Here is a 14,219-nt window from a genome sequence, read left to right on the forward strand (position 1 = left end):
TCAGCCGGCCGGGCCGTCCGCGGACGGCGCCGGGGCGGGCGGAGCCGTGTCCTCCGGAGGCGCGGGGGCCGGGGAGGGCGGCGCCGTGCCGGGCCGCGCCGGGCCGGTTGTCGGTGCCGGCGCGGTGGTCGTGGGGCCGGTGGGGGCCGGGGTGGGGGTGGGAGCACCGGGGCCGCCGTCGCCGTCCGGTCCGGGTGTACGCGCCGGGGGCCGCTGCTCGTCCCGGTGCCGTTCCGGGTGCAGGTCCGAGGGCTGTTGCGGGTGCGCGGGCGACGGGGTGGTGGCCGGCCGGTGCGCGGAGTCGCCCCCGCGTACGACGCCGCTGACCGTGGTCCCCCCGCCGCCGCTGAGGTCCTGACCGGACATCAGCTCGTAGGCGGTGATGCCCGCCATGGCCACGCCGAAGACCACCGCCGCCGCGAGCACCGAACGTTTCCAGCCACGGACGCGTGTGCCATACGTCGTGGCCCCGCCGAACTCCCCCTGGCGCCCGGCACCGTCCGCCGTCACCCGCCGGAGGGGCGGTCCGCCCGGACGGGCCGGCGGCCGGGCCCGGCCGGTCCTCGGACGCGCCGCCCGGACCGTGGCACGCACCCGCTCCCCCGTGCTCCCGAGCACGTGCTGGAGGACCGAGCCCCCGCAGGTGGCGACGACGCTGATCACGCCCGCGCCCAGGACCGTGCCGTACACCCCCATCTTGGAGGCGAGTTTCGCCGCCACGACCGCGGCCACGGCGCTGCCCGCGACCTGGGCGGCGTTCAGATCGAGCCGCTTGCCCTTGCCCTTCATCCCTTCTGTCCCGTTATCTCGCGCATACGACTTATCGTCCATCTGAGATCTGATTTCACCCATCCGTACCAGCATGCCGAGTTAAGGGACTTATAGGCGAATCGAATGGTTCCGTTTCTGGAGGTTCCGTGAAGGACACCACGAATGACGGGCGATCAGGGCATCCAACTGCCGTACCGGGGGAGAACTTCGGCGGCGCGCCGGTCCACCCAGGTGGCCCGAATGGAGTACTGTGGCGAGCCCTGGGCCCCGATCCCTTTCGGGCGTCCGGGACCAACGGGAGGGGGCCGAAAGCGGCACTCGTTCCGGCGGCGCCGCAGCACCGCACGGCCGCCTGCTGCACAGAGTGACCAAATCGGTCACCCTGAGTGGCGAACAGGTAACCGTGCCATAACGGCGTTCCAGGGCCCATGCCCGACACGCCGGGCAACTCGGCAAGGTTGTGGCAGGCTGCACCCGGGCAGGCCACACTCGACTAGCGGAAGCAGCGACGCAGGTGACGTCGGCAGGCACCACCCGGGAGGTCCCCATGCCCGAACTGCGTGTCGTGGCCGTCTCCAACGACGGCACACGACTGGTGCTGAAGGCTGCCGACAACACGGAGTACACGCTTCCGATCGACGAGCGGCTGCGCGCCGCCGTCCGCAACGACCGTGCCCGCCTCGGCCAGATCGAGATCGAGGTGGAGAGCCACCTCCGCCCCCGCGACATCCAGGCGCGTATACGCGCGGGTGCCTCCGCGGAAGAGGTCGCCCAGCTCGCCGGCATCCCCGTCGAGCGGGTACGCCGCTTCGAGGGCCCCGTCCTCGCCGAACGCGCCTTCATGGCCGAGCGCGCCCGGAAGACCCCGGTGCGCCGGCCCGGCGAGAACACCGGACCGCAGCTGGGCGAGGCGGTCCAGGAGCGGCTGCTGCTGCGCGGCGCCGACAAGGACACGGTGATCTGGGACTCGTGGCGCCGCGACGACGGCACCTGGGAAGTGCTGCTGGTCTACCGCGTCGCGGGTGAGGTGCACTCGGCGAGCTGGACGTACGACCCGCCCCGCAGGCTGGTCCAGGCCGTGGACGACGAGGCACGCGCGCTGATCGGCGAGACCGACGACGCGGTGGCCGTCCAGGAGCCGAGCTTCCCGTTCGTCCCGCGCATCGCGCGCCTCCCGCGCGACCGGCCGCTGGACCGGGCCCTCGACCGGCAGATGGAGCGCCCGGCACCCGTACCGGCGCCCGAGCCGGAGGAGGAGTCCGAGCGCGACTCGCTGACGAGCCTGCTGGAGGCGGTGCCGAGCTTCCGGGGCGACATGGTCGTGCCCGACCGCCCGGCCGCCGAACCCGCGACGGCCGACCCCGTCCAGGAGCCCGACGCGGAGGAGCCCCCGGCCCCCGCCGCCTCGGCGGGCGCCGGCTCGGCGTACGCGGACGTCCTGATGCCCCGCGCGGTGAGCGGTCACCGCGACCGTCTGACGGGCACGACCGACCGGCAGGCCGAGGCGGACGGCGTCCGCCCCGGGCGCCGCGCGGCGGTCCCCAGCTGGGACGAGATCGTCTTCGGTACGCGGCGCAAGAAGCAGGAGTAACGGGAGCAGAGGGCGCGACGGCGGAGCGAGCGGCGCGTCACGCGCCGGGCGCGGGTCGCCGCGCCGCCCGCGCCGGTGGGGCGGGCGGCGGAACGACTCCCGGGGGTGCGGGCGGGGTTCGGCTAGCCGCGGGCGGGGCCCTTGGCGACCGGGCGGGCGGGGTCGGACGACCATTCGGACCAGGAACCCGCGTACAGCGCCGCCCGGATGCCCGCGATCTCCAGCGCCAGCACCTCGTGGGCGCCCGAGACACCGGAGCCGCAGTAGACGCCGACCTCCGGGGCGTCGCCCGCGCCCAGGGCCTTGAAGCGGGCCGACAGGATCTCGGCGGGCAGGAACCGGCCGTTCCCGTCGACGTTCTCCGTCGTCGGGGCCGAGGCCGCGCCCGGGATGTGGCCGCCCACGGGGTCGATCGGCTCCACCTCGCCCCGGTACCGCTCCCCCGCCCGCGCGTCCAGCAGCAGGCCAGTCCGGGCCAGCGCCGCCGCCCCGTCCGCGTCCAGCAGCGGCAGGGCACCCGGCTCGGGGGTGAAGTCGCCGGGCTCGGGCGCCGGCGCCTCGGTCGACAGCTCGCCCCGCCAGGCGGCCAGGCCGCCGTCCAGCACCTGCACCTCCGGGTGCCCCGCCCAGCGCAGCAGCCACCACGCGCGGGCGGCCGCCCAGCCCTGGCCGCCGTCGTACACCACGACCGGCGCGCCGGTACGGACGCCCGCGCGGCGCATGACGGCGCCGAACTCCGTCACGTCCGGCAGCGGGTGCCGGCCCCCGGCGCCGGGCCGGCCCGCCAGCTCGGTGTCCAGGTCGACGTAGACGGCTCCCGGGATGTGCCCCGCGTCGTACGCCGGCCTGCCGGGCGGACCGCCGAGCTGCCACCGGACGTCCAGGAGGACCGGAGGGCGCGCGCCGGTCAGCTCGTCGACGAGTTCTGCTGCCGAGATGATGGGGTTCATGACGCCATCCTCGCGCAAGGAGGGGCGTGCACGGGCGCACGGGCGCCGCCTGTACACCTGCGTGGGGATGGGCAACGATTTTTCGGGCATCCTCCTGCCGAATCGCGCCAACTCACGGCGCGGCCGGGACGCACCGCGCGGCCGACGGTGCGAGCATCTGACGGGGCGTACAGCCGGTGCCACGGCCGGTCCGACGAGCGGTGCCTCAGCGGCGCCGCGGCCGGTGGTGCCGCTGCCGCCGCAGCCGGTGGCGACACCGTGCCGGTGAGGCGCGGCGGCACGGCGCACGCCCGGTCCCCGCACGGCCACGACGATGGTCCGAGGAGAGAGTGACGATGACCGAGGCGACTCGGCACGAACCCGGTACACCCTGCTGGGTGAGCTTGATGGCGCATCGCCTTGACGCGACGCAGGAGTTCTACGGGGAGCTGTTCGGCTGGCAGTTCGAGCCGGGGCCGCAGCAGTTGGGCCCGTACGTCCGCGGGCTGCTCGACGGCCGGGAAGTGGCGGGGATCGGCCAGCTGCCGGCCGACCGGGACCTGCCGACCGCCTGGACGACGTACCTGGCGAGCAACGACGCGGGCGGGACCGCGGAGGCGGTCCGGTGCAGCGGCGGCACGGTCGCCGTCGGGCCGATCACGGCCGCCGACGCGGGGCGGCTGGTGATCTGCTCCGATCCCACCGGCGCCGTCTTCGGTGTCTGGCAGGCCGCCGCGCACCTCGGTACGGGCATCGTCGGCGTGCCCGGGACACCGGCCTGGAACGAGCTGCTGACCCAGGAGACGGAGTCGGTCGGCAAGTTCTACAAGACCGTGTTCGGGTACGAGCTCGACCCGGTCGTCTCGGCCGACCTGGACCTGGTGATGCTGAAGGTCGGCGACCGGCCCGTCGCCTCCCTGCACGGCGTCGGCGCCTCCCTGCCGCGCGACCGGGGCGCCCACTGGATGACCTGGTTCGAGGTGGCGGACACCGACGCCGCGGCGCGACGGGTGGCCGAGCTGGGGGGTCAGGTGCTCCAGCCGCCGCGCGACGACCCGGCCGGGCGGCTGGCGACCGTCGCCGACCCCGAGGGCACGGTCTTCACGATCGTGCGGTCGGCCGGTCGCTGAGTTCCTCGGCCGGGACCGGCAGCACGTCCGGCGAGAGGGCGGCGGCACGTGCGGTGGCGGCCGTCATCCGGCGCCGGTGGTGGCGGCGGCAGAGCACCTCGTACCCGACCTCGTCACCGGCGTTGACGTCGCCCACGACGACCTGCGCGCCCTCGACGACCATCTCGCCGCCGACGGTGCGCGCGTTGTGGGTGGCGCGGGCGCCGCACCAGCACAGGGCCTCGACCTGCAGCACCTCGACCCGGTCGGCGAGTTCGACGAGGCGCTGCGAGCCGGGGAAGAGCTTGGAGCGGAAGTCGGTGGTGATGCCGAAGGCGAAGACGTCCAGTTCCAGGTCGTCGACGACCCGGGCGAGCTGGTCGATCTGCTCGGGCGCGAGGAACTGGGCCTCGTCGGCGATCACGTAGTCGCAGCGGCCGCCCTTGGAGAGGTGCCCGACCAGGTAGGCGTAGAAGTCGAAGCCCTCGGCGGCCTCGACGGCGTCGGTGACGAGACCGAGCCGGGAGGAGAGCTTCCCTTCGCCCGCCCGGTCGTCCCGGGTGAAGATCATGCCCTGGAGGCCGCGCGCCGAGCGGTTGTGCTCGATCTGCAGAGCGAGGGTGCTCTTTCCGCAGTCCATGGTTCCGGAGAAGAACACCAGCTCGGGCATGGGGAAGTGACGACCTTTCGGGGCAGGGTCGGGGGCGGCGCGGCGGGACGGCGGGGAGGGCGGGTCAGGAACGTACTTCGAGGAGCGGGACGAGCTGCTCCACGGGTGTCATCGAGCCGTGCACACCCACCATGGCGGACTCGTTCGGCTCGTTGACGGAGGCCGTGATGATGACGTCGTCGTGGGCGGCCGCGATGACGTCGCCGATCCTGCCGTGGACGCGCTCGTCGATCGTGGGACCGAACCAGCCTGCCTCGATCGCCTCGTCGCGGCTCGCCACCCAGAACTGCTCGCCGAGCACCTCGCGCCAGCAGGCCAGTACGTCGGAGGCGGCGCCCGGCACCGCGTAGACGTGGCGGGCCCGGCCCTCGCCCCCGAGCAGGGCGACGCCGGCGCGCAGTTCCCAGTCCTCGTCGAAGTCGATGCGGGACTGCTCGTCGAACGGGATGTCGATCATGCCGTGGTCCGCGGTGACGTACAGCGCGGCGCGGGGCGGAAGCTGCTCGGCGAGGCGCTGGACGAGCCGGTCGACGCACATCAGCTGGCCGCGCCAGGCGTCGGAGTCGACGCCGAAGCGGTGGCCGCTGCCGTCGACCTCGCTGTAGTAGGTGTAGACGAGCGAGCGGTCCCCGGCGGCCAGTTGCCCGGCGGCCAGGTCCATCCGCTCCTCGCCGGTGAGCCGGCCGTGAAACGTTCCGCCACTGAGCGCGACCTTGGTCAGGGGGGTGTCCCGAAAGGTCGGGGACGAGACCTGCGCGGTGTGGACGCCGACGGTGTCGGCGATCTGGAAGACGGTCGGGTAGGGCTGCCAGGCGTGCGGCGGTGTCCACGGCTTCCAGCGCAGCTGGTTCATCAGCTCGCCGATCGCGGGGTCGCGCACGGTGTAGCCGGGCAGGCCGTGCTCGCCGGGCGGGCGTCCGGTGCCGACCGAGGCGAGGGAGGTCGCGGTGGTCGCCGGGAAGCCTGCGGTGATGGGCCGTCCCGTGCCGCCCCGGGAGCTGCCGAGGAGGGACGCCAGGAACGGCGCCTCGCCGGGGTGGGCCTTGATCTGCTCCCAGCCGAGGCCGTCGATCAGGAACACGCAGTTGCGGTCGGCGGGCGTCAGCTCGGCGATGCGGTGCTCGAAACCGGGCACCTCCAGGCCGGCGGCGATGGTCGGCAGGAGGTCGGCGAGGGAGCCGGTGCCGTACTCGGGCACCGGGGCGGTGTCGAGGGAGAGCGGTACCGGTTCGTCGGGCCAGGCGGACGCCATGTGTGCGGGCTGGGCCATCAGCGGGTGGCCGCGGTGGCTTCGGACAGGGCCTGCGCGAAGGCGAGGGCCTGGCGGACCGTCTCCGGGCCGTCACCGGCCTCGCTGACGCGCAGGCTCAGGTCGTCGGCGGTCGAGCTGCCGGTGTAGCCGTGGTCGGCGTCGCAGTTCGGGTCGCCGCAGGCGGCGGGCTCCAGGTCGATCCGGGAGACGGCGCCCCAGCCGATCGTGAGGACGACCTCGCGCGGCAGGGTGCCGGGCGTGTACGACTCCGGGTTGGCGACGACGCGGCTGAGCACGACGGACGAGATCCGGCCGAGCTTCACCGACTCGGTGGAGGTGGTGGCGTACGGCGTCGGGGAGCTGGTGTCGGCGTTCTGCTCGTCGGTGTGGCTGACGATGAAGCGCGTGTTCGTCAGGACGAGGACCGTGACGTGCCGGCGCACCTCGTTGGCGTCGAAGGTGGTCTCCTGGTGGACCAGGTACGACGCGATCGGCTCCCCGCCGACGGCGGCCTCGACCGCCTCGGCCACGAGGGCCGGGTAGTAGCCGCTGCGCTCGATCGCCGCGCGCAGCCCCTGGGTGGTCGTACCGGTCTTCGCCATGGGCTCCATCCTACGGGGGCGCGGTGACTGCACGGCACGCTCGGGAGCCGGGTCGCCGCCGGGGCGGTACCGACCGCGGGCGGGCCGGGGGCGGGTCGGTACCGGACCGCGGGCGCCGGGAGGGGGCGGGGGGCCGGGGCCGGGGCGGCCGGGCCCCGGGCGGCCGGGGGCCGGGGCGGCCGGGGGCCGGGCGGTTCCGCCCGGGTCAGTAGCTCGGGAGCCTGCGCGGGCCGAGGTCCGTCCATGCGGGGGCGGGTGCGAGCCGGACGGTGGCACCCAGGACGGAGAGCCCCCGCGGGGCGACGACCACCGGTTCCAGGCCGACGGCGACGATCTCCGGGTGGTCGTCGACCAGGCGTGACACCCGGAGCAGCAGCTCCTCCAGGGCGGCGGTGTCGACGGGCGCGGAGCCGCGCCAGCCGAAGAGGAGCGGGGCGGTGCGGATGGAACGGATCTGTTCCGCGACGTCCCGGTCGGTGGCGGGGACCAGGCGGTGGGCGGTGTCGCCCAGCAGTTCGGACGGCGCGCCCGCCAGCCCGAAGGACAGGACGGCGCCGACCCCGGGGTCGATGGCGGCCCGTACGACGGTGTCGACGCCGCGCGGGACCATGGCCTGGACGACCGGCTGGAGCTCCTCGGGCTTGCCGAGGGTCTCGGTCAGCTCGGCGTACGCGGTGCGCAACTGCTCCTCGCCGGCCAGGTCCAGGCGTACGCCGCCCAGGTCGGGCCGGTGGCGCAGGTGCGGGGCGGTGGTCTTGAGCGCGACGGGGTAGCCCAGGCCGGCGGCGGCGCGGACGGCCTCGTCCGGGGTGGGCGCGGGCAGCGTGGGGCGTACGGCGATGCCGTAGCGCCCGAGCAGTTCGCGGGCGTCCTCGGGGGCGAGGGTGACGCCCCGTTCGTCGGCGCCTCGCGCGAGCGCCCGCTCGATCTGGGCGGCGGCCCCGGTCTCGTCGATGCCCTCGTACTCCGGGACGCGCCCGGGGTCGGCGATCTGGCGCCGCCACTGCCCGTACCGGACGGCCTCGGCCAGCGCGCGGACGGCCCGCTCGGCGGCGGGGTACGCCGGGATGCGGTACCCGCCCTCGGGGGCGCCTGGCCCCGGCGCCCCGGCGCCGTCGGCGGCGGGGGTGGGCACAGGGGCGGGCGCGGAGGAGGGGGACTCGGGGCGCGGTGCTTCCGGGGCGGCCCCCGGCGTCGGCGGGGCCGTGCTGGTGGCGGCGGCCAGGGCGTCGGCGAGGGCGCCCATCTCCACGTGGACGACGAGCACCGGCTTGGCCGGCGCCTCCGCGGTGGCCGCCCGCAGCGCCTCCGCCAGGTCCTCGCCGTCACCGGGCTCGGTGACGCCGTTCTCCCCCACCCACGGGATGGCGGTCACCACGACCGCGTCGCACGCATCGTCCCGGAGCGCTTCGGCGAGGGCCGTGCGGAAGTCGTGCGGTGTGGCCGCCGTCGTCAGGTCGCGCGGGCGCCGGGGGCGGAGCCCCTCGGTCAGGCAGGCGTCGTAGGTCAGCAGGCCGAGCGACTCCGAGTTGCCGAGGATCGCCACGCGGGGGCCCGCCGGGAGCGGCTGGCCGGCCAGGAGGAGGCCGGCGTCGACGAGCTCGGTGACCGTGTCGACGCGGATCACGCCCGCCTGGCGGAGCAGGGCGGAGACGGTGGTGTGGGGGATGCGGGTGACCGGCACGGCGTGGCCGGGGGGTGCGCTGCCGCTGTGCCGGGCGCCCTTGACCACGACGACCGGCTTCACGGCCGCCGTGCGCCGGGCGAGCCTGGTGAACTTGCGGGGGTTGCCGATCGACTCCAGGTAGAGCAGGACGACGTCGGTGTCGGGGTCGTCGTACCAGTACTGGAGGATGTCGTTGCCCGACACGTCCGCGCGGTTGCCGGCCGAGACGAAGGACGACAGGCCGGCGCCGCGCCGGTGGAGCCCGGACAGCAGGGCGATGCCGATGGCGCCGGACTGGGTGAACAGCCCCGTCCGCCCCGGGACGGGAGGGTGCGGGGCGAGCGAGGCGTTGAGCCGCACGCCCGGGGCGGTGTTGATGATGCCGAACGCGTTGGGGCCGATGATGCGCATGCCGTACGAGCGTGCCTGGCGCACCAGTTCCCGCTGGCGGGCCCGGCCTTCGGCGCCCTGTTCGGCGTAACCGGCGCTCAGCACGACCAGGCCCTGCACGTCGTGCTCGCCGCAGTCGGCGACGACCTCCGGGACGCGCTCCGCCGGCACGGCGACGACCGCGAGGTCGACGGGCTCGCCGATGTCGGCGACGGAGCGGAAGGCGGGCACCCCGTCCAGCGAGGTGGTCGCGTCGGGCAGAGCGCGGTTCACGGCGTACGTACGGCCCGTGTACCCGGCGTCGAGGAGGTTGCGCAGGACCGTGCGGCCCACTCCTCCCGGGGTACGGCCCGCCCCGATGACCGCCACCGAGCCGGGGGCGAGGAGCCGCTGCACGGACCGGGCCTCGGCGCGCTGTTCACGGGCGCGCTGGACGGCGAGGGACCGGTCGGTGGGCTCCAGGTCGAGGTGGAGGCGCACGGCGCCGTCCTCGAAGCTGCGCTTCTGGGTGTAGCCGGCGTCGGTGAACACCTTGATCATCTTGTTGTTGGCGGGCAGCACCTCGGCGGCGAACCGCCGGATGCCCCGCTCGCGCGCGACCGCGGCGATGTGTTCGAGCAGCGCGGAGGCGACACCCCGGCCCTGGTGGGCGTCCTGGACGAGGAAGGCCACCTCCGCCTCGTCGGCCGGGGCGCTCGCGGGCATGCCCTGGGCGTTGATCCGGTCGTACCGGACGGTGGCGATGAACTCGCCGCCGACGGTGGCCGCCAGGCCCACCCGGTCCACGTAGTCGTGGTGCGTGAAGCGGTGCACGTCCTTGGCGGAGAGCCGGGGGTAGGGTGCGAAGAACCGGTAGTACTTCGACTCGTCCGAGACCTGCTCGTAGAAGCTGACCAGGCGCTCGGCGTCATCCGTGGTGATCGGCCTGATCCGCGCGGTGCCGCCGTCCCGCAGCACGACGTCGGCCTCCCAGTGGTCGGGGTACACGTGTTCCGGCTGATCCGACGGGGTCCGCATGGGCCCCAGGGTACGGTGCGGGCCGCCGGTCGCGGAGGTGCTGTGGACAACGCGGGACGGGGCCGTCCGACCGGCCGCGACGGGTCCCGGGAAGGCCGGTTCGAGCACCCTGTGGGACATGAGAGACTGGGTTCGACAACTGGTCTAGACAACCTCTGAGACTCGAAGGGCAACACCATGGCTGAGCGCCGCGTCAACGTCGGCTGGGCCGAGGGCCTGCACGCCCGCCCCGCCTCCATCTTCGTCCGCGCCGCCACGGCCACCGGCGTCCCCGTGACGATCGCCAAGGCCGACGGCAACCCGGTCAACGCCGCGTCGATGCTCGCGGTGCTGGGCCTGGGCGCGCAGGGCGGCGAGGAGATCGTGCTCGCGTCGGACGCGGAGGGCGCGGACGCCGCCCTGGACCGTCTGGCGAAGCTGGTCGCCGAGGGGCTCGAGGAGCTTCCCGAGACCGTCTGACCTCAGGGTCGCCCCACCCCCGCGTCGGCGCCGCGTCGCCGCATCGCTTCACGGCGGAGCCGTACCCCCGGGAATCCGGGCGGTGCGGCTCCGCCGTTTTCATTGCCCTCGGCGCCCGGACGGTTTCCCCCCGGAACGCAATTCGAGCGCCGCTTTCGGGCAGGGGGAATTACGGCAGGGAAATTGCCCCTTCTTTGTATACGGTGCCGCTGTTAATTACGGGCACCCGCGGTGTTTACGCGATGTTGCGAAGTCCTCACGGCGTCCCCGGCCGGGCGCTCCCGCGCCGCGGGCCGCTCCACGCGCCGCAGCCGGTGCGCGCCGAGAGCCCGCTCCACGTGCAGGGTGGTGAGCGTACGGGCCCGCTCCGCGTCGCCGCGGGCCACGGCGTCGACGATGGCGCCGTGCTCCGCCCATGCCTCCGCGGGCCGGGCGGACTCCTCGACCGCGTACATCCAGGTGATCTTGTGCCGCAGCTGGGTCAGCAGCGCCGTCAGGGCGGGGCTGCCGGAGGCCTGGGCAAGCGTCTCGTGGAACCAGCCGCCCAGCGAGCGCAGGTCCTCGCCCTGGCCGCGGCGCGCCCTCTCCTGGCCGAGCCTGACCAGCCCCCGCAGCACCTTCAGGTGGGCCTCGGTCCGGCGCTGGGCGGCGCGCGCCGCGCCGAGCGGCTCCAGCAGGGTCCGCATCTCCAGCAGGTCGGCGGCCTCCTGGTCGGTGGGCTCGGCGACGTACGCGCCGACATGGCGGCGGGTGGTGACGAACCCCTCCGACTCCAGGGTGCGCAGCGCCTCGCGGACCGGGACGCGCGAGACTCCGTAGCGGCGGGCCAGCTGCTCCTCGGTGAGCCGGCTGCCGCGGGCGAAGACGCCGTTGACGATGTCGTCGCGGATCGCCGTGCATACCGAGTGCGCTGGAATGCGCATACCAGAACCCCCACTTAATCCGCGCGAAACTCAGCCGATTGACACCTGTTCAGTGACTCTATTGCAAAGAGCCCGCATTTCCGATAGCCACCTGGAATCCATGGAGTTCTTTTTGGCCAGGAAGCCCGCGCCAGGAAGCCCGCGCCGGACGCCGCGCCGGGAGCCGCGCCCCGGCGGCCGCCGGGAGCCCGCGGCAGGGCGCCCGCCGGGAGTGGGCCGGCACGCCGAAGGCCCCGGTCCGCAGAGCGGGCCGGGGCCTTCGGGAAGGACTGGAGGGGTCAGACCCTGACGCCGTGCGAGCGGAGGTACGCGACCGGGTCGATGTCCGAGCCGTAGTCGGCACCCGTGCGGGCCTCGAAGTGGAGGTGCGGCCCGGAGGAGTTGCCGGTCGAGCCGGAGAGGCCTATCTGCTGGCCCGGCATGACGGTCTGGCCGGCCGACACGCTGACGGAGGAGAGGTGGCCGTACTGGGTGTAGGTGCCGTCGTTCATCCGGATCACGACGTTGTTGCCGTACGCGCCGCCCCAGCCCGCCTCGACGACGGTGCCCGCGCCCACGGAGACCACGCTGGAGCCGGAGGCGGCGTGGAAGTCGATGCCGGTGTGGCTGCCGGAGGACCACATGGCGCCACCGGTCTGGTAGCCGGTGCTCACGTAGGTGCCGGCGATCGGCAGCTGGAAGGCGTTCAGCCGCTTCCGCTCGGCCTCGCGGTCGGCGCGCTCCTTGGCCTCGCGGGCCGCCTCGACCCGGATCTCGGCCCTGCGCTTGGCCTCCGCCTCGGCCTTGGCCTGGGCGGCGGCCTTGGCCGCGGCCTCCTGGGCCTCCAGCTCCTGGGCCTCCGCCTGGGCGTCGACCTGCTCGGCGAGGGTGTCCGTGATGACCGCCTGGTTGAGGCCGGTGTCCTCGAGCGAGCCCGGAGCGGCGTCCGGGGCGGCGGCGAGGGCCGGGGAAGCGAGGGTTCCGATGACGCCGGTGGTGGCGATGGCCGCGACTCCGGCGACGTGTGCGCTCTTGCGGCTCAGACGGCTCGGGGCACGGTGCTTCCCGGTGGCACGGGTGAACGCCATGAAGTGGCTGATCCTTTCCTTCCTTCTCGCCTACCGGGTTAGCTGACGGGTTCGGAGCAGGAAGGTCTCCTACGGGCCCCTCCGCACGGGTGCGAAGGCGTCCGATTCACCCCAGGGACTTCATGGGTCCCCGGCTCCCCAGGCTCGCGCCTGACGGGGACTCGGCGATGGCTGCCCGGTGCCGCGGGTGCGACGGTTGCCGGTCGGACAGCGCATCAGACGCTAAGCGGCCGATCTTTCAATCACCAAACAGACACGGTTTTTTGTAGCGCACGCCACAGGTCAGACACTGAACCTCCGCAATAAAACGGACATATGGAAAGGCCCCGGTACCGGGTGGTGCCGGGGCCCTTCGCCCGTCCGCCTGCTGGGGGGAGGTGTTGCCAATCAGCCGGTGACGACGGTCACTTCACCGAGGCCGAGCGCCTCCACGGGCTCCTTGATGCGAGCCGCGTCCCCGACGAGGACCGTCACCAGACGGTCCGTCGGGAAGGCGCTGACGACCGCCGCGGTGGCCTCCACGGTGCCGGTCTCCGCGAGCCGGGCGTAGAGCTGGGCCTGGAAGTCGTCGGGCAGGTGCTGCTCGACCTGGTCGGCGAGGGTGCCGGCGACGGACGCGGCCGTCTCGTACTTGAGCGGGGCGACGCCCACCAGGTTCTGCACGGCCGTCTCGCGCTCGGCGTCGGTCAGGCCCTCGGCGGCGAGGGTGCGCAGCACCTTCCACAGGTCGTCGAGCGCCGGTCCGGTGTTCGGCGTGTCGACCGATCCGCTGATGGCGAGCATGGCGGCGCCGCCCTGGGGGCCGGAGCGCAGGACCTGGCCGAAGGCCCGTACGCCGTAGGTGTAGCCCTTCTCCTCGCGCAGGACCTTGTCCAGGCGGGAGGTGAGCGTGCCGCCCAGGCAGTAGGTGCCGAGCACCTGGGCGGGCCAGACGCGGTCGTGCCGGTCGGGGCCGATCCGGCCGATGAGCAGCTGGGTCTGCACGGCTCCGGGCCGGTCGACGATGATCACGCGGCCGGTGTCGTCCGCGGTCACGGGCGGGACCGGGCGGGGTTCGGCGGTGTCGCCGGTCCAGGCCCCCAGGGTGTCGGCGAGGACCGCGTCGAGGTCCACGCCGGTGAGGTCGCCGACGACGACCGCGGTGGCGGTGGCGGGGCGTACGTGGGCCTCGAAGAAGGCGCGTACGGCCGCGGAGTCGATGCCCGCGACGGTCGCCTCGGTGCCCTGGCGGGGGCGCGACATGCGGGAGGTGGCCGGGAACAGCTCCTTGGAGAGCTGCATGGCCGCGCGGCGGGCGGGGTTGGCGATCTCGTGGGGGATCTCGTCGAGCCGGTTGCGGACGAGGCGCTCGACCTCGCTGTCGGCGAAGGCGGGGGCCCGCAGTGCCTCGGCGACCAGCCCGAGGGCCTTGGCCAGGCGGGAGACCGGCACCTCCAGGGAGATCCGGACACCGGGGTGGTCGGCGTGCGCGTCGAGGGTGGCGCCGCAGCGCTCCAGCTCGGCGGCGAACTCCTCCGCCGAGTGCTTGTCCGTGCCCTCGGACAGGGCCCGCGCCATGATCGTGGCGACGCCGTCGAGGCCCTCGGGCTCGGCCTCCAGCGGGGCGGCGAGGAAGATCTCCACGGCCACGACCTGCTGGCCGGGGCGGTGGCAGCGCAGCACGGTCAGGCCATTGTCGAGGGTGCCGCGCTCGGGGGCGGGGAAGGCCCACGGCTTGGCGGTCCCTGGCCGGGGCTGCGGGTGGAACTCCATGGACGTCAGGGACACAGCGGC

12 protein-coding genes and 1 riboswitch are annotated in these 14,219 nt (G+C 74.2%); of the genes, 3 read left to right on the plus strand and 9 right to left on the minus strand.

Annotated features, from left to right (window positions below; all coding sequences use genetic code 11):
* Window positions 1-789: a hypothetical protein gene (locus A4V12_RS37075; protein ID WP_107415499.1), complete on the minus strand. Its 789-nt coding sequence runs from the start codon at window positions 787-789 to the stop codon at window positions 1-3.
* A 529-nt stretch (window positions 790-1,318) separates the two neighbouring features.
* Between A4V12_RS37075 and sepH the strand changes: the two genes are divergently transcribed.
* Entirely contained in the window at window positions 1,319-2,362 is a 1,044-nt protein-coding gene (sepH, locus tag A4V12_RS24095; protein WP_064071578.1) for a septation protein SepH, read from the plus strand.
* A 122-nt stretch (window positions 2,363-2,484) separates the two neighbouring features.
* On the opposite strand, the gene A4V12_RS24100 is transcribed toward sepH, so the two are convergent.
* Window positions 2,485-3,312: a sulfurtransferase gene (locus tag A4V12_RS24100; protein ID WP_064071490.1), complete on the minus strand. Its 828-nt coding sequence runs from the start codon at window positions 3,310-3,312 to the stop codon at window positions 2,485-2,487.
* Between the two features lie 335 nt (window positions 3,313-3,647).
* On the opposite strand from A4V12_RS24100, the gene A4V12_RS24105 reads away from it, so the two are divergent.
* Entirely contained in the window at window positions 3,648-4,421 is a 774-nt protein-coding gene (locus A4V12_RS24105; protein ID WP_064071491.1) for a VOC family protein, read from the plus strand.
* On the opposite strand, the gene A4V12_RS24110 is transcribed toward A4V12_RS24105, so the two are convergent.
* The 4 genes from A4V12_RS24110 to A4V12_RS24125 form a co-directional block, all read right to left on the minus strand.
* Window positions 4,393-5,070, minus strand: a complete 678-nt coding sequence (locus A4V12_RS24110) for a thymidine kinase (protein ID WP_064071492.1) — start codon at window positions 5,068-5,070, stop codon at window positions 4,393-4,395. The genes A4V12_RS24105 and A4V12_RS24110 overlap by 29 nt on opposite strands.
* Before the next feature lie 64 nt (window positions 5,071-5,134).
* Window positions 5,135-6,340, minus strand: coding sequence for an alkaline phosphatase family protein (locus A4V12_RS24115; protein WP_064071493.1), 1,206 nt, complete (start codon window positions 6,338-6,340; stop codon window positions 5,135-5,137).
* Window positions 6,340-6,924, minus strand: coding sequence for a DUF5998 family protein (locus A4V12_RS24120; protein ID WP_064071494.1), 585 nt, complete (start codon window positions 6,922-6,924; stop codon window positions 6,340-6,342). The genes A4V12_RS24115 and A4V12_RS24120 overlap by 1 nt, the downstream gene beginning before the upstream one ends.
* A 205-nt stretch (window positions 6,925-7,129) precedes the next feature.
* Window positions 7,130-9,997 (minus strand): bifunctional acetate--CoA ligase family protein/GNAT family N-acetyltransferase, encoded by a 2,868-nt coding sequence (locus A4V12_RS24125; protein ID WP_107415502.1) that lies wholly within the window; start codon window positions 9,995-9,997, stop codon window positions 7,130-7,132.
* A gap of 177 nt (window positions 9,998-10,174) precedes the next feature.
* Between A4V12_RS24125 and A4V12_RS24130 the strand changes: the two genes are divergently transcribed.
* A complete protein-coding gene (locus A4V12_RS24130) occupies window positions 10,175-10,456 on the plus strand; it encodes an HPr family phosphocarrier protein (protein ID WP_029382363.1) in 282 nt (93 codons plus the stop codon).
* Window positions 10,457-10,668: 212 nt separating this feature from the next.
* On the opposite strand, the gene A4V12_RS24135 is transcribed toward A4V12_RS24130, so the two are convergent.
* The 3 genes from A4V12_RS24135 to A4V12_RS24145 all read right to left on the minus strand — a co-directional run bounded on the left by A4V12_RS24135 (window position 10,669) and on the right by A4V12_RS24145 (window position 14,198).
* The gene (locus tag A4V12_RS24135; RefSeq protein WP_064071495.1) at window positions 10,669-11,379 is read right to left on the minus strand and encodes a GntR family transcriptional regulator; all 711 of its coding nucleotides are present in this window, start codon (window positions 11,377-11,379) and stop codon (window positions 10,669-10,671) included.
* Window positions 11,380-11,657: 278 nt separating this feature from the next.
* Window positions 11,658-12,446 (minus strand): M23 family metallopeptidase, encoded by a 789-nt coding sequence (locus A4V12_RS24140; RefSeq protein ID WP_064071496.1) that lies wholly within the window; start codon window positions 12,444-12,446, stop codon window positions 11,658-11,660.
* Between the two features lie 13 nt (window positions 12,447-12,459).
* Window positions 12,460-12,623, minus strand: a riboswitch (cyclic di-AMP (ydaO/yuaA leader).
* Between the two features lie 210 nt (window positions 12,624-12,833).
* Window positions 12,834-14,198, minus strand: a complete 1,365-nt coding sequence (locus tag A4V12_RS24145; RefSeq protein WP_199831368.1) for a M16 family metallopeptidase — start codon at window positions 14,196-14,198, stop codon at window positions 12,834-12,836.
* Between the last annotated feature and the right edge of the window lie 21 nt (window positions 14,199-14,219).

This window comes from Streptomyces noursei, assembly GCF_001646665.1.
In the GTDB taxonomy this organism is placed as follows: domain Bacteria; phylum Actinomycetota; class Actinomycetes; order Streptomycetales; family Streptomycetaceae; genus Streptomyces; species Streptomyces lavendulocolor.

What these genes read in the sequence shown, in the direction of transcription:
- A4V12_RS37075 (WP_107415499.1), bottom strand. Translation starts at nt 789, where the DNA reads ATGAAGGGCAAGGGCAAGCGGCTCGATCTGAACGCCGCCCAGGTCGCG.
- sepH (WP_064071578.1), top strand. Translation starts at nt 1,319, where the DNA reads ATGCCCGAACTGCGTGTCGTGGCCGTCTCCAACGACGGCACACGACTG.
- A4V12_RS24100 (WP_064071490.1), bottom strand. Translation starts at nt 3,312, where the DNA reads ATGAACCCCATCATCTCGGCAGCAGAACTCGTCGACGAGCTGACCGGC.
- A4V12_RS24105 (WP_064071491.1), top strand. Translation starts at nt 3,648, where the DNA reads ATGACCGAGGCGACTCGGCACGAACCCGGTACACCCTGCTGGGTGAGC.
- A4V12_RS24110 (WP_064071492.1), bottom strand. Translation starts at nt 5,070, where the DNA reads ATGCCCGAGCTGGTGTTCTTCTCCGGAACCATGGACTGCGGAAAGAGC.
- A4V12_RS24115 (WP_064071493.1), bottom strand. Translation starts at nt 6,340, where the DNA reads ATGGCCCAGCCCGCACACATGGCGTCCGCCTGGCCCGACGAACCGGTA.
- A4V12_RS24120 (WP_064071494.1), bottom strand. Translation starts at nt 6,924, where the DNA reads ATGGCGAAGACCGGTACGACCACCCAGGGGCTGCGCGCGGCGATCGAG.
- A4V12_RS24125 (WP_107415502.1), bottom strand. Translation starts at nt 9,997, where the DNA reads ATGCGGACCCCGTCGGATCAGCCGGAACACGTGTACCCCGACCACTGG.
- A4V12_RS24130 (WP_029382363.1), top strand. Translation starts at nt 10,175, where the DNA reads ATGGCTGAGCGCCGCGTCAACGTCGGCTGGGCCGAGGGCCTGCACGCC.
- A4V12_RS24135 (WP_064071495.1), bottom strand. Translation starts at nt 11,379, where the DNA reads ATGCGCATTCCAGCGCACTCGGTATGCACGGCGATCCGCGACGACATC.
- A4V12_RS24140 (WP_064071496.1), bottom strand. Translation starts at nt 12,446, where the DNA reads ATGGCGTTCACCCGTGCCACCGGGAAGCACCGTGCCCCGAGCCGTCTG.
- A4V12_RS24145 (WP_199831368.1), bottom strand. Translation starts at nt 14,198, where the DNA reads ATGGAGTTCCACCCGCAGCCCCGGCCAGGGACCGCCAAGCCGTGGGCC.